Annotated in this window: 19 protein-coding genes; 17 read left to right on the top strand and 2 right to left on the bottom strand. The window is 65.3% G+C overall.

The window, feature by feature from the left end; all coding sequences use genetic code 11:
- The first annotated feature begins 105 nt into the window (after window positions 1-105).
- From ftsH to ACFWCF_RS12265, 16 genes are all read left to right on the top strand, one after another.
- Window positions 106-2,646 (top strand): ATP-dependent zinc metalloprotease FtsH, encoded by a 2,541-nt coding sequence (gene ftsH, locus ACFWCF_RS12340; RefSeq protein ID WP_378561402.1) that lies wholly within the window; start codon window positions 106-108, stop codon window positions 2,644-2,646.
- Window positions 2,647-2,700: 54 nt separating this feature from the next.
- Window positions 2,701-3,354, top strand: a complete 654-nt coding sequence (gene folE / locus ACFWCF_RS12335; protein ID WP_378492146.1) for a GTP cyclohydrolase I FolE — start codon at window positions 2,701-2,703, stop codon at window positions 3,352-3,354.
- 56 nt (window positions 3,355-3,410) lie between these two features.
- Window positions 3,411-4,235 (top strand): dihydropteroate synthase, encoded by an 825-nt coding sequence (gene folP, locus ACFWCF_RS12330; protein WP_378561493.1) that lies wholly within the window; start codon window positions 3,411-3,413, stop codon window positions 4,233-4,235.
- On the top strand, window positions 4,228-4,596 hold the full coding sequence (gene folB, locus ACFWCF_RS12325; protein WP_378561399.1) for a dihydroneopterin aldolase: 369 nt from the start codon (window positions 4,228-4,230) through the stop codon (window positions 4,594-4,596). Before folP ends, folB begins: the two co-directional genes overlap by 8 nt.
- A complete protein-coding gene (gene folK / locus ACFWCF_RS12320; protein ID WP_378561396.1) occupies window positions 4,593-5,147 on the top strand; it encodes a 2-amino-4-hydroxy-6-hydroxymethyldihydropteridine diphosphokinase in 555 nt (184 codons plus the stop codon). The genes folB and folK overlap by 4 nt, the downstream gene beginning before the upstream one ends.
- Window positions 5,147-5,620 (top strand): DUF3180 domain-containing protein, encoded by a 474-nt coding sequence (locus tag ACFWCF_RS12315; protein WP_378492171.1) that lies wholly within the window; start codon window positions 5,147-5,149, stop codon window positions 5,618-5,620. The genes folK and ACFWCF_RS12315 overlap by 1 nt, the downstream gene beginning before the upstream one ends.
- A 99-nt stretch (window positions 5,621-5,719) precedes the next feature.
- Window positions 5,720-6,469 carry a DUF6779 domain-containing protein gene (locus tag ACFWCF_RS12310; protein WP_378561393.1) on the top strand — a complete coding sequence of 250 codons (750 nt, stop codon included), beginning with the start codon at window positions 5,720-5,722 and terminating at the stop codon, window positions 6,467-6,469.
- Between the two features lie 207 nt (window positions 6,470-6,676).
- Complete coding sequence (locus ACFWCF_RS12305; protein ID WP_378561390.1) at window positions 6,677-7,612, top strand: Rossmann-like and DUF2520 domain-containing protein; 936 nt, start codon at window positions 6,677-6,679, stop codon at window positions 7,610-7,612.
- Window positions 7,605-8,543: a pantoate--beta-alanine ligase gene (gene panC / locus ACFWCF_RS12300; protein WP_378561387.1), complete on the top strand. Its 939-nt coding sequence runs from the start codon at window positions 7,605-7,607 to the stop codon at window positions 8,541-8,543. Before ACFWCF_RS12305 ends, panC begins: the two co-directional genes overlap by 8 nt.
- A 39-nt stretch (window positions 8,544-8,582) precedes the next feature.
- Window positions 8,583-9,020 (top strand): aspartate 1-decarboxylase, encoded by a 438-nt coding sequence (panD, locus tag ACFWCF_RS12295; RefSeq protein WP_378561384.1) that lies wholly within the window; start codon window positions 8,583-8,585, stop codon window positions 9,018-9,020.
- A 2-nt stretch (window positions 9,021-9,022) separates the two neighbouring features.
- Window positions 9,023-9,862, top strand: coding sequence for a type III pantothenate kinase (locus tag ACFWCF_RS12290; protein WP_378561381.1), 840 nt, complete (start codon window positions 9,023-9,025; stop codon window positions 9,860-9,862).
- A 93-nt stretch (window positions 9,863-9,955) separates the two neighbouring features.
- On the top strand, window positions 9,956-10,408 hold the full coding sequence (locus ACFWCF_RS12285) for a rhodanese-like domain-containing protein (protein WP_378561378.1): 453 nt from the start codon (window positions 9,956-9,958) through the stop codon (window positions 10,406-10,408).
- 49 nt (window positions 10,409-10,457) lie between these two features.
- Entirely contained in the window at window positions 10,458-11,999 is a 1,542-nt protein-coding gene (lysS, locus tag ACFWCF_RS12280) for a lysine--tRNA ligase (protein ID WP_378561375.1), read from the top strand.
- 104 nt (window positions 12,000-12,103) lie between these two features.
- Window positions 12,104-12,460, top strand: coding sequence for an Lsr2 family protein (locus ACFWCF_RS12275; RefSeq protein ID WP_378561372.1), 357 nt, complete (start codon window positions 12,104-12,106; stop codon window positions 12,458-12,460).
- 115 nt (window positions 12,461-12,575) lie between these two features.
- Window positions 12,576-14,006 carry a phospholipase D-like domain-containing protein gene (locus ACFWCF_RS12270; protein WP_378561369.1) on the top strand — a complete coding sequence of 477 codons (1,431 nt, stop codon included), beginning with the start codon at window positions 12,576-12,578 and terminating at the stop codon, window positions 14,004-14,006.
- Window positions 14,007-14,268: 262 nt separating this feature from the next.
- Window positions 14,269-16,812, top strand: a complete 2,544-nt coding sequence (locus tag ACFWCF_RS12265; protein ID WP_378493178.1) for an ATP-dependent Clp protease ATP-binding subunit — start codon at window positions 14,269-14,271, stop codon at window positions 16,810-16,812.
- An 86-nt stretch (window positions 16,813-16,898) separates the two neighbouring features.
- On the opposite strand, the gene ACFWCF_RS12260 is transcribed toward ACFWCF_RS12265, so the two are convergent.
- A complete protein-coding gene (locus tag ACFWCF_RS12260; RefSeq protein WP_378561366.1) occupies window positions 16,899-17,492 on the bottom strand; it encodes a TIGR03086 family metal-binding protein in 594 nt (197 codons plus the stop codon).
- 71 nt (window positions 17,493-17,563) lie between these two features.
- Entirely contained in the window at window positions 17,564-18,835 is a 1,272-nt protein-coding gene (locus ACFWCF_RS12255; RefSeq protein WP_378561363.1) for an amidohydrolase family protein, read from the bottom strand.
- Between the two features lie 58 nt (window positions 18,836-18,893).
- Between ACFWCF_RS12255 and ACFWCF_RS12250 the strand changes: the two genes are divergently transcribed.
- A complete protein-coding gene (locus ACFWCF_RS12250) occupies window positions 18,894-19,724 on the top strand; it encodes an AraC family transcriptional regulator (RefSeq protein WP_378561360.1) in 831 nt (276 codons plus the stop codon).
- Window positions 19,725-19,772: the final 48 nt, after the last annotated feature.

The raw sequence follows: 19,772 nt of genomic DNA, 5'->3' as shown, positions 1-19,772 counted from the left end.
CCACGCGGTAACCTTGCGGTGCCCGATTGGTCACGGGTACGGCAGAGCCACGACCACCTTGCTGACATCACTATCGAAAGGACCGGCCGACCCGGCCGAACCTGTATGAACCGCAAGACAGTGTTTCGTAATCTGGGGATAGTCCTCGGCATCCTGTTGGTCATCTATGCCTTCAGTTACTTCGGCGACGACACGCGCGGATTCACGAAGGTCGATACTTCCGTCGCGATCGCGCAACTCGACGCGGGCAACGTCAAACAAGCACAGATCGACGACCGTGAGCAGCAGGTTCGGTTGTGGCTCGAAAGCGGTAACGACGCGACCGAGGGCTCGGCCGAGATCCTCGCCAAGTACCCGGAATCGGCGTCCGAGCAGGTCTTCGACAAGGTCGCGGCGTCGGATGCCGAGTCGTTCGACACACAGGTCACTCAGGATAGCTGGCTGACGTCGATCCTTCTGTTCGTGTTGCCGATGATCATCCTTCTCGGTGTCTTCATCTTCGTGATGAGCAAGATGCAGGGCGGCGGCCGCGGCGGCATGATGGGCTTCGGCAAGTCGAAGGCCAAGCAGCTGTCGAAGGACATGCCGAAGACGACCTTCGCCGATGTCGCAGGTGCGAACGAAGCCGTCGAAGAGCTGTACGAGATCAAGGACTTCCTGCAGAACCCCGCCCGCTACCAGGCGCTGGGCGCGAAGATCCCCAAGGGCGTGCTGCTGTTCGGGCCGCCCGGCACCGGTAAGACCCTGCTCGCTCGCGCTGTCGCGGGTGAGGCCGGTGTCCCGTTCTTCACCATCTCCGGGTCCGATTTCGTCGAGATGTTCGTCGGTGTCGGCGCCTCCCGTGTTCGCGACCTGTTCGAGCAGGCCAAGCAGAACGCGCCGTGCATCATCTTCGTCGACGAGATCGACGCGGTGGGTCGCCAGCGCGGCGCGGGACTCGGCGGCGGACACGACGAGCGTGAACAGACGCTCAACCAGTTGCTGGTGGAGATGGACGGCTTCGGCGACCGACAGGGCATCATCCTCATTGCGGCCACGAACCGTCCCGACATCCTCGACCCCGCACTGCTGCGGCCCGGACGCTTCGATCGGCAGATTCCCGTCAGCAACCCGGATCTGGCCGGTCGCCGTGCGATCCTCCAGGTGCACTCCAAGGGCAAGCCGATCGATCAACACGCCGACCTCGAAGGCCTGGCGAAGCGCACCGTCGGCATGTCCGGCGCGGATCTCGCGAACGTCGTCAACGAGGCCGCGCTGCTGACTGCCCGCGAGAACGGCAGCGTGATCACCGAGGCGATCCTCGAGGAATCCGTCGACCGCGTCATCGGTGGTCCGCGCCGTAAGAGCCGGATCATCAGCGAGCACGAGAAGAAGATCACCGCCTATCACGAGGGCGGACACACCCTTGCTGCGTGGGCGATGCCCGACATCGAACCCGTCTACAAGGTCACGATCCTCGCGCGCGGCCGTACCGGCGGACACGCGATGACAGTGCCCGAGGACGACAAGGGTTTGATGACCCGCTCCGAGATGATCGCCCGGCTCGTCATGGCCATGGGTGGCCGCGCCGCGGAAGAACTGGTGTTCCGCGAGCCCACCACCGGCGCCTCGTCCGACATCGATCAGGCGACCAAGATCGCGCGCGCGATGGTCACCGAATACGGCATGAGCCCGAAGCTGGGCGCTGTCCGGTACGGCCAGGAACAGGGCGATCCGTTCCTGGGCCGGTCCATGGGTGTGCAGTCCGATTACTCGCACGAGGTTGCGCGAGAGATCGACGAGGAGGTGCGCAATCTGATCGAGGCGGCGCACACGGAAGCATGGTCGATTCTCAACCAGTATCGCGATGCGCTCGATCTGCTCGCCGGTGAACTGCTCGAGCACGAGACCCTCACCCGGAAGGACCTCGAGAGGATCCTCGCGTCGGTCGACAAACGCCCCCGGATCACCGCGTTCAACGATTTCGGTGATCGCGTTCCGTCGGACAAGCCGCCGATCAAGACTCCCGGCGAACTCGCCAAGGAACGCGGCGAGCCGTGGCCGCCGGAGCCGCCGTCGCTGACCAAGCCGGAGCCGCCCCAGCAGCAGCAACTCCCGCCTCAGCAGCAGGCGTACCCGCCTCAGCAGCCTGCCGGTCAGGCACCGCAGCCCGCTGGGTCGGCTCCGACCCAGCAGATGTTCCCGCAGCCGCCCGCAGGCCAGACGCCGCGGCCGGCCGGGCCGGCCCCTCAGCAGCACCAGCCATCCGGTCCGGGCAACGGCTACCAGGCTCCGCAGCCGGTGCCCGTGTCGGAGCCCATGCCGGGCTTCCCGCCTGCCGGCCAGAATTCGGGCGGACCGCGCCACGCGACCCGTCCCGACTACGGTGCCCCCGCTGGCTGGTCCGCGCCCGGGTGGCCGCCGCAGGAACAGCCCGAGCAGTCGCAGGACCAGTCCGGCGGCATCTACCAGCGGGGATACCCCGACTGGACGCAACAGGGCAGTGCCGACGGCGTCAACGGTGCAGGAGGTGACCCGGGCGCTCAGCGCGGTGACCCGGGCGCTCAGCGCGGTGACCCGGGCGTCCAGCGCGGTGACGACGAAGGTCGGAACCAGCCCGAGCCTCCCCCCACTCAACCGTGGGACGGCCCGACCGGTCATCGTTGAGATAGTCGGTTGCAGCGTAGTTCCCAGATCACATCAGAAAGTGGAGGACGTCGGGTGTCGGTGAATCACCTCAATACGGAGGCGAGTTCTGCCTCGGGCAACCATGACGGCGCGGAGTCGTTGAGCTTGTCGTCGGGCCGTCCCTTCGATCAGGATCGGGCCGAAGCAGCCGTGCGGGAACTGCTCATCGCTGTCGGCGAGGATCCCGAGCGTGAAGGGTTGCGCGACACCCCAGCACGTGTCGCGCGGGCCTACCGCGAGGTGTTCAGCGGATTGTTCACCGTTCCCGACGAGGTGCTCAACACCACCTTCGACGAAGGCCACCAGGAACTCGTCCTGGTGCGCGACATTCCCATGTACTCGACGTGTGAACACCACCTGGTCTCGTTCCACGGTGTCGCGCACGTCGGTTACATCCCCGGGTCCACCGGACGCGTGACGGGTCTGTCCAAGCTCGCACGACTCGTCGACCTCTACGCGAAGCGGCCGCAGGTGCAGGAACGCCTGACGAGCCAGATCGCCGACGCACTCGTGCGTAAGCTCGAGCCGCGCGGCGCCATCGTCGTGGTCGAGGCCGAGCACTTGTGCATGGCGATGCGGGGCATCCGGAAGCCCGGAGCGAGCACCACGACATCCGCGGTCCGCGGGTTGTTCCAGACGAGTTCGGCGTCTCGCGCAGAAGCCCTGGATCTCATCCTGCGCCGGTGAGCTTCCTTCAGGACACGCAGTGGCCCATCGTGCGGGACGCACAGTGGCCCATCGTGATGGGTGTACTCAACGTCACCAGCGATTCCTTCTCCGACGGAGGGCGCTACCTCGATCGTGACACCGCCATCGCGCGCGGACTCGAACTTCGTGAACTCGGAGTCGACATCGTCGACGTCGGCGGCGAATCGACTCGTCCGGGCGCGGCGCGGGTCGACCCCGCGATCGAGGCGTCGCGCGTCGCGCCGGTCATCGAGGCTCTCTCCGCGGCCGGAATCGCCACCAGCGTCGACACCATGCGCGCGTCGGTCGCCGAGGCTGCCATCGAGGCCGGGGTGACGATCGTCAACGACGTCTCGGGCGGCCGGGCGGATCCGAACATGGCGTCGGTGGTGGCGTCGGCACACATCCCGTGGATCCTGATGCATTGGCGGCCGGCCGGCGACTTCGTGCACGCAGGGGGAAGCACCCACTACGACGATGTGGTGCGCGAGGTGCGCGACGAACTTCTCACCCAGGTCGATGTCGCTCTCGCGGCGGGAGTCGCCCGCGAGAACCTCATCCTCGATCCCGGTCTGGGATTCGTGAAGGGCCCCAACCACAATTGGGAACTCCTGCAGCGGCTACCCGAACTCAACGAACTCGGATTCCCCGTGCTGATCGGTGCGTCGCGTAAACGATTTCTCGGGTCGCTGCTTGCGGCACCCGACGGGACCACACGCGCGCCCGACGGGCGGGAGGTCGCTACCGCAGTGGTCTCGGCCCTCGCAGCGGCACACGGTGCGTGGGGTGTGCGAGTACACGATGTTCAGGCGAGTCGCGATGCGCTCGCCGTCGTCCGGGCATGGCAACGGGGCAGTGCGGAAGGTGTGCACGATGGGTGATCGCATCGAGCTGCGCGGACTGAAGGTCCGCGGAAATCACGGTGTGTTCGACTACGAGAAGCGTGACGGACAGGATTTCCTGATCGATATCGTCGCCTGGCTCGATCTGGCTCAGGCGGGAACGAGCGACGATCTCGTCGACACCCTCGATTACGGGGGGTTGGCAGAGCGCGCCGCAGCAATCGTTGCCGGTCCCGCGCACGACCTCATCGAGACCGTGGCCGGCCGGATCGCCGAGAGCGTCCTGGCCGATGGCCGGGTGTCGCGGGTGGAGGTGACCGTGCACAAGCCGTCGGCGCCGATTCCCTTGACGTTCGCCGACGTGGCGGTGGTGGTGGACCGGACCCGGAGCGCCGAATGAGTCGTGCGGTCCTGTCGATCGGCTCCAACCTCGGAGACCGGCTCGCGCACCTGAAATCCGTCGTCGACGAGCTCGGGCCGCGCGTACGAGCAGTGTCGCGTGTGTATTCCACGGCGCCGTGGGGCGGTGTCGAGCAACAGGATTTCCTCAACGCGGTCGTGGTGGCCGAGGACGAGAATTTCGGTGAGTACGACTGGCTGACGCTGGGTCGTGACCTCGAAGCGGCTGCTGCGCGCGTGCGGGTGCAGCATTGGGGTCCCCGCAGCCTCGATGTCGACGTCGTCGTCTGCCGGACCGGTGCCGGCGAGGTGCGCAGCGACGATCCGGAGTTGCTCCTTCCACACCCCCGTGCACACGAGCGTGCGTTCGTCCTGGTGCCCTGGCTCGACGTCGAACCGGAAGCGGACCTGACGGCGAACGGGCACACCCGACCGGTCTCGGACTGGCTCGCGGGCCTCGACGAGACCGAACGTGACGGCGTGCACCGCACCGAATTCGTCCTCGTCGATCACGCGCCGGACGCGGGGTCCCACCCCGGGGATCGCCCGTGATGAAGGCGACCCGGATCCGCGACCTGCTGGCTCTTGCGCTGCTCGCCGCGGTCATCGCCTGGTTGCTCATACGCACCATGTACGGTTCGCTGCCGCCGATTCCCGGCTATGCCGGTGCCTCGTTGTACCTCGTGGCTGCGCTCGAAGCGGTGCTCGCATTCATGATCCGTTCACGTGTGAACAACCATCAGCTCGGCGACGGTCCACGCCAGTTGCATCCGATCACCGCGGCGCGGTCGGTGGCGCTCGCGAAGGCGTCTGCGCTCGTCGGCGCAGCGAGTACCGGCGTGTGGGTGGGCTTTCTGCTGTATCTCCTGCCGCAGCGGGGCATCGTGCGGGCGGCGTCGGAGGACACCACGGGCGTGATCGTCGGCGCGGTGGCAGGTGTGGTGCTCGTCGCTGCCGCGTTGTGGCTCGAGCACTGTTGCCGGACACCGGAGGATCCGGATGAGCCGTCCGAGCCTGCCACCTGACGGCGTGTTCGGTCACAGCCGCTGATCGTCGACGCACATGCGTCGACGTATCGCTGCGAGATCCGACCTGGTAGGCCATCGACCAGTACGCTGGTAGCCATGGTGTTTCGGGGGCGCGAGAGCAAGGATCGGCGGCAGTGGCGCAGTTCCGGCTCGGTCGTCGTCGCCGGGCTGCTTGCATTGGCCATGGCGGCCTCGTTGCTGCTCGTGTTCAGCGACAGCGTCCAAATGCTCCGGATCGCCGTGGTCGTCGCCCTGTGGTGCGCGGTCGTCGGGGCAATCGCGATGACGAAATATCGCCGTGAGTCGGCACTCGACAAGGCCAAGGCGGAAGATCTCAAGACCGTGTACGAGCTGCAGCTCGAACGAGAGATCTCCGCGCGTCGCGAGTACGAACTGGGCGTGGAGGAGAAGGTCCGATCCGAGCTCCGGATCGACGTAGACGAGATGACCGCGCTGCGGACCGAACTTGCGGCTCTGCGCCGCAGCCTCGAAGCGTTGTTCGACGGGAAGCTCCCCGACGATGCTCCCGCGCTGAAGGGCGCCTCCGTCCGCGAACTCGACGGTGCGCCCCGAGTGAACGCGCCCAGCCCCTCGGGTCCGGCGTTCGCATCGCCCGACGACGAGCCTCTGACCGCGGAGACGGAAGTCGTGACTCTCGGCGCCGAGACGTCGAATACTGACGCCGAGGCAGCAGAAGAACGCGACACCGCGGAGGGGGAGTCGGACACCCCGGGCGTGCCCGCAGGTCGCCGCGCCCGCCGTCGCCTCGATGCAGAGTCGTCCGGTAGCCACGCGCAAGGGCGTTCGGTCGCCGAGATCCTGGCGAATCTGTCGTCGGATCGCTGAGACTCCGTCGGGGTGCTGAGACGTCGGGGGTGCTGAGACGTCGGGGGTGCTGAGACGAGGGGGGTGCTGAGACCCGAACCCGCTGGTCGAGCTGGTGAGGTATAGATCACCCCTGTTCGCCATGGCCTGTCACAAAGTCCGCGCGCTATTGTCGTGCAGAACGTCTGGTACCCGCCGCGCGGGACTGGAACGAACGAGAGGACCCCCGTGACTTCCTTCGGGATCACAAACGCGCCTGCACCTGCCCGGTTGTCAGTGGGCATCATCTCTGCAGGACGTGTCGGAACCGCACTCGGAGCGGCGCTCGAACGTGCAGGCCACGTCGCCGTCGCCTGTTCGGCTGTGTCGGAAGCGTCCAAGCATCGTGCCCGGACGCGCCTGCCGGATTCGCAGATCCTGCCCGTCGACGAGGTCGCGAGCAATCGCGATCTGCTCCTGCTCGCAGTACCCGATTCGGAGCTTGCCGGCCTGGCCGCAGGTCTCGCCTCCACCGGAGTCGTCCGCCGTGGAACCTTGGTGGTGCACTGTTCCGGCGCGCACGGCATCGAGATTCTCGCGCCGCTCACCGCAGTCGGCGCGACACCGCTCGCGATTCATCCCGCGATGACCTTCACCGGTCACGACGAGGACACTGCACGCCTGTCGTCGGCGTGTTTCGGGATCACCGCCGCCGACGAGATCGGCTACGCGATCGCGCAGGCACTGGTCATCGAGACCGGTGGTGAACCTGTCCGCGTCTCCGAATCGATGCGCCCGCTCTACCATGCAGCTCTCGCCCACGGCAGCAATCACTTGGTCACGCTCGTATCCGACGCCGTCGAAGCTCTCCGGGTCGCGCTGGCGGGGGAGGAGCTCCTCGGCCAGCAACTCGTCGACGCCGATCCCGGTGGCGTCGCCGAACGCGTGATCGCGCCGCTGCTCACCGCAGCCCTCGACAATGTGCTTCGGCGTGGCCCGTCGGCCCTGACGGGCCCGGTGGCGCGTGGTGATACCGATGCGGTGGCCACACACCTGCGTGTGCTCGAGGAGGTCGATCCACGGATCGCCGCCGGATACCGCGCACTTTCGCTGCGATCGGCGCAGCGCACCGGTTCGAAACCGGAACTTATGGAAATCCTCGAAGGGGCTGATCACGGTGAGTGAAACGACACAGCGCGGATACGTGCGTGGAGAACTGACCGTGCACCACGACCCGGCTGCCTTGACCAAGGTCACCAAGGCGCTGCGCGGTGTCGGTCGCACTGTTGCCCTGGTGCCGACGATGGGAGCTCTCCACTCCGGGCACCTCGAGCTCGTGCGTCAGGCGAAGCTGACCGGTGCAGTCGTGGTCGTGTCGATCTTCGTCAACCCACTGCAGTTCGGTGCGAACGAGGACCTCGATGCGTACCCGCGCACCGTCGACGCGGATCTCGAGTTGCTGCGCGAAGCCGGCGTGGAGCTCGCATTCGTCCCGTCCGCCGCCTCGATGTACCCGGCCGGACGCCGCACCGTGATCCACCCGGGGCCGCTCGGTGCCGAACTCGAGGGCGCATCCCGCCCCACCCATTTCGCAGGCATGCTCACGGTTGTCGCGAAGTTGCTGCAGGTCGTCGGACCGAACAGCGCGTACTTCGGCGAGAAGGACTACCAGCAGCTCACGTTGATCCGCCAGATGGTGACGGATCTGAACTTCGACGTTCGGATCGTCGGCGTGCCCACCGTCCGTGAATCCGACGGTCTGGCGTTGTCGTCGCGTAACCGCTACTTGGACGCCGAACAACGCGAGGTTGCCATGGTCCTGTCCGCGGCGCTGGTCGCAGGCGCGCATGCCGCCTCCGGCGGGGCCGACGCGATCCTGTCTGCGGCCGGCGATGTGCTGGCCTCCGCACCTGCGATCGAGGTCGACTACCTGGAGTTGCGCGGAGCCGACCTCGGCGACGCACCCGAGCGCGGAGACGGTCGGTTGCTGGTGGCCGCACGGCTGGGGTCCACCCGTTTGATCGACAACGTCGGTGTCGCAGTCGGAACCGGTTTCCTGGAACGGGCTGCCGGCCCTGTCGACCCGGATGTCGAAGACGACCTGCTTGCTCACTGACGCGAGTTCACGACGAGACGAAAGAAACTGAGGACCGACATGTTCCGCACCATGATGAAGTCGAAGATCCACCGCGCAACGGTGACCCACGCCGACCTGCATTACGTCGGTTCGGTGACGGTCGACCAGGACCTGATGGACGCGGCGGATCTGCTCGAGGGTGAGCAGGTGTGCATCGTCGACATCGACAACGGCAACCGCCTCGAAACGTACGTCATCGCCGGCGAGCGGGGCTCGGGAGTCATCGGGATCAACGGCGCTGCAGCACATCTCGTCAACCCCGGCGATCTGGTGATCCTCATTGCCTACGGCGTGATGAACGAGCAGGAATGCAAGGACTACGCTCCGCATGTCGTGTTCGTCGATGCGGAGAACCGTCAGGTGGAACTCGGCAGCGACCCGGCGCACGCCCCCGAGGGATCGGGTCTGATCACCCCTCGGATGCTGTCGACCCTCAACGCCGCATCGATGGTGTAGCGGTGCTCCTGGCTGTCGATGTCCGGAACTCCAACATAGTTCTGGGCCTGTTCACCGGCAGCGGTTCGCACGCAAAACTGCTGCGAGATTGGCGTATTCGTACAGATTCGCGGATGACCGCGGACGAACTCGCATTTGCATTCCGAGGATTGCTGGGCGATCACGTGGAGCAGATCACCGGCGTCGCAGCGTTGTCGACGGTCCCGTCGGTGTTGCGTGAGTTGAGGGTGATGCTCGCCCGGTATTGGGATCGGGTTCCCCATGTGGTGGTCGAACCCGGTGTGCGTACAGGTGTTCCGCTGCTCGTCGACAATCCGAAGGAGGTCGGCGCCGACCGGATCGTCAACAGCCTTGCCGCCCATCATTTCTACGGTGGCCCCTGTATCGTCGTGGACTTCGGTACCTCGACCTGTGTGGATGTGGTGTCCGCCAAGGGTGAGTTCCTCGGTGGATGCATTGCCCCGGGCGTGCAGATCTCGATGGACGCACTGGCGTCCCAATCGGCGGCCTTGCGCATGGTAGAACTCGTGCGCCCGCGCGCCGTGCTCGGCAAGAACACTGTCGAATGCATGCAATCGGGAGCGGTTTTCGGCTTCGCAGGCATGGTCGACGGACTCGTGAGCCGTGTGTGTGCGGAGGTCCCCGGATTCGGTGGTGACGACGTCGTGGTGATCGGCACCGGCGACAGCGCGCCGTTGATCATGGAAGAGTCGCGCCTGCTCGAGCACCACGAACCCGATTTGACTCTCGAAGGGTTGAGGTTGGTCTACGAGCGGAATCAGGAACGCCGTGTGGCGCGGCGGGGAGTCGTGGAGGCTTCCACGCGGCGGGATTCTGTGTAAGAATGCTTCCCGTGATCCGCCGCATGAGTGCCCAGGAGTGTTGTCGAGGCTGACGTCCGCCTCGACCGATAACACATTCCCGGGAGTTCTCTCATGCGCGCTGCGCTTGTTTCGTCCTTTTCTGCATCTGTCTCCGCTCCGGTTGCGCTTCTGCCGCTTGCCGTCGAGCGCACCTACCCCACCGAGCTGGCTGCCGCTGTTGCTCGAGGTGCGGTGATCGTCGATGTCCGCACCAACGCTCAGCGCGAGGTTCAGGGCACCCTGCCGGGTGCACTCGCAATCTCAGCGGAGCTGGTCGCAGAACGACTCGACCCTTCGCATCCCGGTCGCCTGGCCGTCGCCGTCGACCCGGATGTCGAATGGATCCTGGTGTCCGCCGAGGGCACCGATTCGCACCGCCTCGTCACGGGCCTGCAACTGCAAGGGCTGCGTCGTGTCATGCACATGGTGGGCGGTTACGACGCGATCAGGTCGGCGAACATGGTTCACGCCGTCACTCAGGCCGAGCACATCGTCGCTGACGTGGAGCGCGTCACTGCACACTGAGGGCGCAGAAGACGCGGTACAGAAGGAACTGTACGGCTGAGACGTTGTGATGCGGCGCTCTCGGATAGTCTGGTTACCCGTGAGTGATGCCAGCGTTCAGCAGCCCGACGATACCCCCGAGCAGATCCGGGTCCGCCGCGAAAAGCGCGAACGACTCCTCGCCGAAGGCAGGGATGCGTACCCCGTCGTCGTGCCGCGCACGCACACGCTCGCGGAGATCCGTGCGGAGTACCCGGACCTCGAGCCGGATACTGCGACCGGAACGCAGGTCGGGGTGGTCGGACGTGTGATCTTCATGCGCAACACCGGCAAGCTGTGCTTCGCCACGCTGCAGGAAGGCGACGGAACCCAGCTGCAGGTCATGGTCAGCCTCGCCGCGGTCGGGGAGGAATCCCTCGCCGAATGGAAGGGGCTCGTCGACCTGGGCGATTTCGTGTTCGTCCACGGTGAGGTGATCAGTTCACGGCGCGGTGAGCTCAGCGTCATGGCCGGCTCCTGGACGATGGCCTCGAAGGCGCTGCGCCCGCTCCCCGTCGCGCACAAGGAGATGAACGAGGAATCCCGGGTCCGGCAGCGCTACGTCGACCTGATCGTCCGCCCGGAGGCACGCAAGAATGCACGTATGCGTGCCGAGGTCGTGCGTGAGTTGCGTAGTGCGCTCGAACGCCGAGGATTCCTCGAAGTCGAGACGCCGATGCTGCAGACGCTCCACGGTGGTGCGGCGGCACGCCCGTTCGTGACGCACTCGAATGCGCTCGACCTGGACCTGTATCTGCGCATCGCGCCCGAACTGTTCCTCAAGCGTTGTGTTGTCGGCGGAATCGACAAGGTCTTCGAAGTCAACCGAAATTTCCGCAACGAGGGCGCCGATTCCACCCATTCGCCGGAATTCGCAATGCTCGAGACCTACGAGGCCTACGGCACGTACGACGATTCTGCGAAGATGATTCGCGAGGTGGTCCAGGAGATCGCACTCGCCGTGTTCGGCAGCCACGTCGTCACCCTGGCGGACGGCACCGAATACGACTTCGGCGGGGAATGGAAAGTTCTCGAAATGTATCCGTCATTGTCGCTGGCGATCGGAACCGAAGTCACCCCCGACACCACGATCGAGGATTTGACCGCGCTGGCCGGCAAGGCGGGGCTCGAAATTCCCGAGGGTAAGGGATGGGGCCACGGCAAGCTTGTCGAGGAGCTGTGGGAGCACATGTGCGGCGACCAATTGAACGAGCCGACTTTCGTCCGTGATTTCCCGGTCGAGACGTCGCCGCTCACTCGCGATCACCGCACTGTGCGCGGAGTCACGGAGAAGTGGGATCTCTATGTGCGTGGGTTCGAGCTTGCCACTGGCTATTCCGAACTCGTCGATCCGGTGATCCAGCGCGAGCGTTTCATGGATCAGGCGCGTCTCGCTGCCGAAGGTGATGATGAGGCGATGGTGCTCGACGAAGATTTCCTCGCCGCCATGGAACAGGGAATGCCGCCCACCACGGGAACGGGGATGGGAATCGACCGGTTGTTGATGGCGCTGACCGGACTGGGAATCAGAGAAACTATCCTCTTCCCCATTGTTCGCCCGACCACTCGCTGAAAAGGCCGGAAACCTCTCGGTATAGACATGCGTTAATTGCGGGGTATTGTGGTCTCGTCCCGTGGGGGGAGAGCGCATTTCTTCATCGAGAGGGTTTCCAGCACATGGCAAAGAAGGTCACCGTCACACTTATCGACGATGTCGACCAGGAATCGACGGCAGACGAGTCGGTGGAGTTCGGACTCGACGGCGTGACCTACGAGATCGATCTGTCGGAAGACAATGCGGCAGCGTTGCGGGAACAGTTGGAATACTGGATTCAGCACGCGCGCAAGGTCGGCGGCCGTAAGCGCAGCAAAGCTGTTCAGAGTGCACCGGTGGCAAGCAAGTCGTCGCGGGGAACTACTGATCGCGAGCAAACCGCGGCAATCCGTGAATGGGCGCGAAACAACGATCTCCAGGTCTCGGCGCGTGGTCGGATCTCGGCCGACATCATCGAGCAGTACAACAACGCGCACTGAGTTTTCCCCACCAGCGACAGCACCGTCGGTTCCGCAACTGTGGATTCCGGCGGTGCTGTCGCATTCCGGGCACGCGCGCTTTCGGCGCCGCCGCCGGGCGTATAACATCCGCACCATGGTCGATCGTGTGCTCGTGCCCGGGAACACCTGCTGGCGGACGGAATCTGCCGACCGTCTCACGTTCATCGTCGACGCGGCCGATTATTTTCGCTATGCGAAATCGGCAATGCTGCAGGCGCGTGAACGCATCATGCTGATCGGCTGGGATTTCGACACACGTATCAAGTTCGAACCGGACGGCCGGACCCTCGACGGTCCCAACCGTCTCGGTGCATTTCTGGACTGGCTCCCGAAGCAGAACCCCGATCTCGACCTTTATCTGCTCAAGTGGAACATCGGCGCACTCGCCGCGATCGGACGCGGTATGACGCCGGTATTCGTACTCGACTGGCTCAGCAGCCCTCGCCTGCATTTCGAGATGGACGGGGCGCATCCTGTCGGCGCTGCCCATCACCAGAAGATCCTCGTCGTCGACGACACACTCGCGTTCTGCGGCGGCATCGACATGACCGTAGATCGGTGGGACACCTCGGAGCATCGCGACCTCAGCCGATATCGACGCGAACCGAGCGGACGTCGATACGGTCCGTGGCACGACGTCACCACTGCCGTGGACGGTGCGGCGGCGCGAGCGCTCGGCGACCAGGCGCGGGCGCGATGGAAGGCTGCGACGGGGGTGGAACTCGACCCGGTCGGGCCCCGCGACGCAATCTGGCCGGACGGACTCGACTCGACCCTCACCGACGTCGACGTGTCCATTTCCAGAACTCTGCCGAAGTACGGCGCGGACGAAGGCGTCTTCGAGGTCGAGGCCCTCTACCTCGCGGTGATCGAGGGAGCACAGCGGACGCTGTACCTGGAAAGCCAGTACTTGGCGTCCCGCACACTCGCGGAGGCGATCGCCGCTCGTCTGCGTGAGCCCGAGGGACCCGAGGTCGTGCTGGTGATACCCCGCAACGCGGAAGGCTGGCTCGAGCGGAAGGCGATGGACGGTGCGCGACGCTCCCTGTTGCACATGCTGTGGGACGCCGACGTCCACGGCAGATTCGAGACGTACTACCCGGTGACCGAGGCGGGGGAACCGATTTATGTGCACGCCAAGGTCGTCATCATGGACGACACGCTGGTGCGGATCGGTTCGTCCAATCTGAACAACCGGTCGATGGGCTTCGACACCGAATGCGATCTCGCGATCGAGTCGGCCGAAGCGGGCGACGCCGTGGGACGCGTCGCGGCAGAACTGCGCACCAGGCTGCTCTCCGAGCATCTCGGTGTCGACGCCGAGACCTTCGACCGGGCGGTCGCCGACGAAGGGTCGTTGCTCGCGGCCATCGAGCTGCTGCGGGGTTCCGGCCGTTCCCTGCGCCCGTTCGAACCGGGTACGGTTGGACGGGAGGACAGTCCTCTCGCGGGGAACGCGCTCATGGATCCGGAGCGGGCACCGAAGAGTGCCGCTCGATGGATCCAGCAGGTTCTCACTCGCTGACCGCCTGTTCGCTTCTGGCGTACAGGTTGCGGAAACGTATGCGTCACGTGCAGCGTTACCTCTTGTAGCCGTGTTTTCCGCTACCACCTTCCAGGGTGGAGGGGAAGCGTGTGGAATTCACGCCAACTAGAGTGTCGAGTGGGATCGTAGAACCTTTCGCAGGGTTCGATGTGAACGACTCGAGAGCCGGAGCGAAGAGCGGCTGCCGGGGTCCGGACAATCCTCGTACCGGATCCGTCGGCCGAGAGTGTGAGGGAGTGCGATGTTCGAAAGGTTCACCGATCGCGCGCGGCGCGTCGTTGTCCTGGCCCAAGAAGAAGCCAGGATGCTCAACCACAACTACATCGGCACGGAGCACATCCTCCTGGGCCTCATCCACGAGGGTGAGGGCGTGGCGGCGAAGTCGCTCGAGTCGTTGGGGATCTCCCTGGAGGGCGTCCGCAGTCAGGTCGAGGAAATCATCGGCCAGGGACAGCAGGCCCCGTCCGGGCACATCCCGTTCACTCCCCGTGCCAAGAAGGTGCTCGAGCTCAGCCTCCGTGAGGCGCTACAGCTCGGTCACAACTACATCGGCACCGAGCACATTCTCCTCGGCCTGATCCGCGAGGGCGAAGGTGTGGCGGCCCAGGTGCTCGTCAAGCTCGGCGCCGACCTGAATCGGGTCCGTCAGCAGGTCATCCAGTTGCTCTCGGGCTACCAGGGCAAGGAGCCTCAGGAAGCAGGCACCAGTCGCGGCGAGGCAGGTACCCCGTCGACATCGCTCGTGCTCGATCAGTTCGGCCGGAACCTCACGCAGGCCGCTCTCGAAGGCAAGCTCGATCCGGTCATCGGTCGTGCGAAGGAAATCGAGCGGGTCATGCAGGTGTTGTCCCGCCGTACCAAGAACAACCCGGTGCTCATCGGCGAGCCCGGCGTCGGTAAGACCGCCGTGGTCGAGGGCCTGGCTCAGGCGATCGTCAACGGTGAGGTCCCGGAAACCCTCAAGGACAAGCAGCTCTACACGCTCGACCTTGGTTCCCTGGTGGCGGGCAGCCGGTACCGCGGCGACTTCGAGGAACGCCTGAAGAAGGTGCTCAAGGAGATCAACAGCCGCGGCGACATCATCCTGTTCATCGACGAGCTGCACACGCTCGTCGGCGCGGGTGCAGCCGAAGGCGCGATCGATGCCGCATCGATCCTCAAGCCGAAGCTCGCTCGCGGTGAGCTGCAGACGATCGGCGCGACGACTCTCGACGAGTACCGCAAGTACATCGAGAAGGATGCTGCGCTCGAGCGCCGCTTCCAGCCCGTCCAGGTCGGTGAGCCGACGGTCGAGCACACCATCGAGATCCTCAAGGGTCTGCGCGACCGCTACGAGGCGCACCACCGCGTGTCGATTTCCGACAAGGCGCTCGTGGCTGCGGCGACCCTCGCCGATCGCTACATCAACGACCGCTTCCTGCCCGACAAGGCGATCGACCTCATCGATGAGGCGGGCGCGCGTATGCGCATCCGCCGGATGACCGCACCGCCGGACCTGCGCGAGTTCGACGACAAGATCGCCGATGCGCGTCGCGAGAAGGAATCTGCGATCGATGCGCAGGACTTCGAGAAGGCCGCGAGCCTGCGCGACAAGGAGAAGCAGCTCGTCGCCCAGCGCTCCGAGCGGGAGAAGCAGTGGCGTGCAGGCGATCTTGATGTAGTCGCGGAGGTCGACGAAGAGCAGATCGCCGAGGTTCTCGCGAACTGGACCGGGATTCCGGTGTTCAAGCTCACCGAGGAGGAGACCAGCCGTCTGCTCCGCATGGAGGACGAGCTGCACAAGCGGATCATCGGCCAGGAGGACGCCGTCAAGGCGGTCGCGAAGGCGATCCGTCGTACGCGTGCCGGACTCAAGGATCCGAAGCGTCCGTCGGGCTCGTTCATCTTCGCAGGCCCGTCCGGCGTCGGTAAGACCGAGCTGTCGAAGGCGCTCGCGAACTTCCTGTTCGGCGAGGACGACGCGCTCATCCAGATCGACATGGGCGAGTTCCACGACCGGTTCACCGCGTCGCGTCTGTTCGGTGCGCCCCCCGGATACGTCGGATACGAAGAGGGCGGCCAGCTCACCGAGAAGGTCCGTCGCAAGCCGTTCTCCGTCGTGCTGTTCGACGAGATCGAGAAGGCGCACCAGGAGATCTACAACACCCTCCTGCAGGTCCTCGAAGACGGCCGCCTGACCGACGGTCAGGGTCGCACGGTGGACTTCAAGAACACGGTGTTGATCTTCACGTCGAACCTCGGAACGTCCGACATCTCCAAGGCCGTCGGGCTGGGCTTCACGTCCGGCAAGGGCGACCAGTCGAACTACGAGCGGATGAAGAACAAGGTCAACGACGAGCTGAAGAAGCACTTCCGGCCCGAGTTCCTCAACCGTATCGACGACATCATCGTCTTCCACCAGCTCACTCAGGATCAGATCATCCAGATGGTGGACCTGATGGTGGGCCGCGTCGAGGTGCAGTTGAAGAACAAGGACATGGGTATCGAGGTCACCGAGAAGGCGAAGTCGTTGCTCGCCAAGCGCGGATTCGACCCCGTTCTCGGTGCCCGGCCGCTGCGTCGCACGATCCAGCGCGAGATCGAGGATCAGCTCTCCGAGAAGATCCTCTTCGGCGAGATCGGTGCCGGTCACATCGTGCTGGTCGACGTCGAGGGCTGGGACGGCGAAGGCTCCGGCGAGAACGCGAGGTTCACGTTCACGCCGAGCGAGAAGCCGGCCGAGGTGCCCGACACCCCGGCGGTCGCGCTCGCCAAGAGCAGTGAGGGCGAAGCCGAAGCCAAGTAACAACACGCATACGCCTCAGGGGCGGCACTCCATCCAGGAGTGCCGCCCCTGAGGCGTTGTGGATCCGTGCTCAGTTCTTCCGGGGCTCAGTTCTTCCAGGGCTCGGTCACACGGCCGGACCAGTTGGCGAGACGTTCGGTCGCGCCCGCGGCCGGAGCGGAATCCACCACCGGGCCGAACGGAACGGGCCCGCCGCGCGGGGTCTCGGGGAGCGCACGCTGCATGATGCCGAGCGCTGCGTTCGCCAGGTCCGGGTCGGCTTCCGCGGGCTGCCCTGTTGCGGCGGCCAGGTCCCATCCGTGCACGAGTGCTTCGTTGAGTGCGATGAGGACTGCGGCGCGTCCCGGAAAGGTGCCCCAGGGGGCGGTGACGACGGTGTCGAGCAGCGCGTCGTCGTTCCACACCTCCCAGTAGTGGTCGGCGCTCGTGCGCAGTGCGGCGACCCATCCGTCGTCGGGTGCGGTGAGCACTTCCGGGACGGTCAAGGGGTCGCCGCCTGCGCCGATGACGCGGCCCCGGTCGATGGTGGATACCAGGTGGCCGATCAGGGAGCGTACGTCGAAGTCGGGGCACGGTGTCGGGTCGGTGAACTGGGCCGGCCGGACTCCGTCGATGAGTCCGGCCACCCAGTCGAGGGCGTCACGGAACAAGGGGCGCGGGTCTGTCTGCATCGTGGTCATGACACTCAGCGTGACGCCCGAACACGACACCTTCTGTCAGGTATATCCCGCTTCACTCGACTGCGGGGAAATCACCCCGCTGTCACGGAATCTTTGTGCTTGGCTTCGTAGAGCTTCGCCCACTCGGCACGGGATCGGATCGACACGTCCACGTCGGTCGCCTTGGCTCGCAGCGCCCCGACGGTCGCGTCCTCGCGCTTGATCTTCGAGAACGGGTCCCAGTCGAAGAAGCGGCAGGAGTTCTGCCAGGTGATCTTGTCGATCTCGGGGTCGGTCGCGCCTGCGGCCTCGAGTTCACCGAGAACCTTCTCCGGCGCATCGGGCCAGAAGCAGTCGGAGTGGGGGTAGTCGCACTCCCACGCGATGATGTCGATGCCGATCTCGTGGCGCAGTTTCAGCGCGGTGGGGTCGGTGACGTAGCAGGCGAGGGAATGCTCCTTGAAGACGTCGCTGGGCAGCTTGCCGCCGAAGTCGCGACGAAGCCAGCGCTGGTTGGTGTAGTGCCGGTCGCAGCGGTCCAGGAAGAACGGGATCCAGCCGATTCCGCCTTCGGAGAAGGCGAACTTCAGATCGGGATACGACCGCATGGCCTGGCCCCACAGGAGGTCTTGAGCGGCGATTGCGGAGATCTGGGTGGCGAGCACGATGAGGTTGTCGATCGGTGCGTCCTTCGCCATCGAGATCGCGCCGAACCCGGAGCCGATGTGCAGACACATCACCACGCCCTCGTCGGACAGGGTCTGGAAAACCGGGCCCCAGTAGTCGATGTCGTGGTAGCTGGGCAGTCCCTCCAGGTGGGGGAGTTCCGGCATGGTGACGGCCCGGCAGCCCTTCGCCGCGACACGCCGGATCTCGTCGCACATCGCAGGCACGTTCCACGTGGGCAGGAGGGCGAGCGGCAGGAATCGGTCGGGGTAGGCACCGCACCATTCGTCGATGTGCCAGTCGTTGTAGGCCTGCACCATCACGATGGTCACCTCGGCCTGGTGCTGGTTCAGGTGACGGGCCGAGAATCCGGTGAAGGTGGGGAAGCACATGGATCCGACGATGCCGTTGCGGTCCATGTCGCGTACGCGCTCGTGGATGTCGTACACGCCGGGGCGCATCTCCGCGAAGCTGGCGGGGTCGCGGCCCCATTCTTCGGCCGGCCACGACACCACCGCGTTGAGTCCGCTGACGCCGGTCGGTTTCCCCTGATAGACCCACTGATCGACGCCCTGCTCGGTGACGATGACCTTGGGTGCCTCGTCCTTGTACTTCGCCGGAACGTGGCGGGCGAACATGTCGGGTGGTTCGACAACGTGGTCATCGATGCTCACGAGAATCATGTCGTCGAGTTGCATTGTCACTCCTGGTGCTGCTTGTCACATAGTGGCTACTCCTGTTGTACCGTTCACGGACATGACCGTCTCCACACAATCGGCCATACATCGTGCAGGATCGGACAACGTCAAGAATCTGCGTCGCAGCGCAGCCGTGACCGCCGGGAGTTACCTCTACGAGGGCGGCAGTCTCGTCACGGACTGGCACAGCCACGACATGCATCAGATCGAGTACGCCGTGGGCGGCGTGGTCGAGGTGGAGACCGCGACCACCCACTACCTGCTACCGCCGCAGCAAGCGGTGTGGATACCCGCGGGACTGAGGCACCAGGCGACCATGAGCCCCAGGGTGCGCTCGATCGCGGTGATGTTCGATCCGGAACTGGTGCGGTTCCACGGCGACCGCGCCGCCGTCCTCGACGTCTCCCCGCTGATCCGGGAGATGATCATCTACGCGCAGCGGTGGCCCGTCGGAAGGCTGTCCGACGATGACACCGCAGAGCGCTTCTTCGCGACCCTCGGCGGTCTCGTCCTCGATACCATCGATTCCGACGAAGCGCTGCTCAGCCTGCCGATGTCGGACCACCCGGTGGTGCACGACGCCATGGCGTTCACGAAGGCGAATCTCCACGACGTCACCATCGGCGAGGTCGGCCGCGCGGTATCGGTATCGGATCGCACCCTGCGCCGACTGTTCGACGAGCACGTGGGGATGTCGTGGCGCACCTATCTGCTCCAGGCCCGGATGTTGCGCGCGATGGCGCTTCTCGCCTCGCCCGAGCAGTCGGTGCAGGAAACCGCCCGTGCCGTCGGGTTCGACAACGGAAGTTCGTTCGCTCGGGCGTTCAGCGACTTCTGCGGGCAGTCCCCGTCGTCGTACCGGCACCGCAGCGCAATCGAACGGTCCTGAGCTCGGCCGGCAAACACGACACTTCATGTCAGGTTTCGGTGCCATGAT

Source organism: Rhodococcus sp. NPDC060090 (assembly GCF_042729855.1).
Taxonomy (GTDB): domain Bacteria; phylum Actinomycetota; class Actinomycetes; order Mycobacteriales; family Mycobacteriaceae; genus Rhodococcus.
This window is presented reverse-complemented; position numbering and strand designations above follow the sequence as displayed.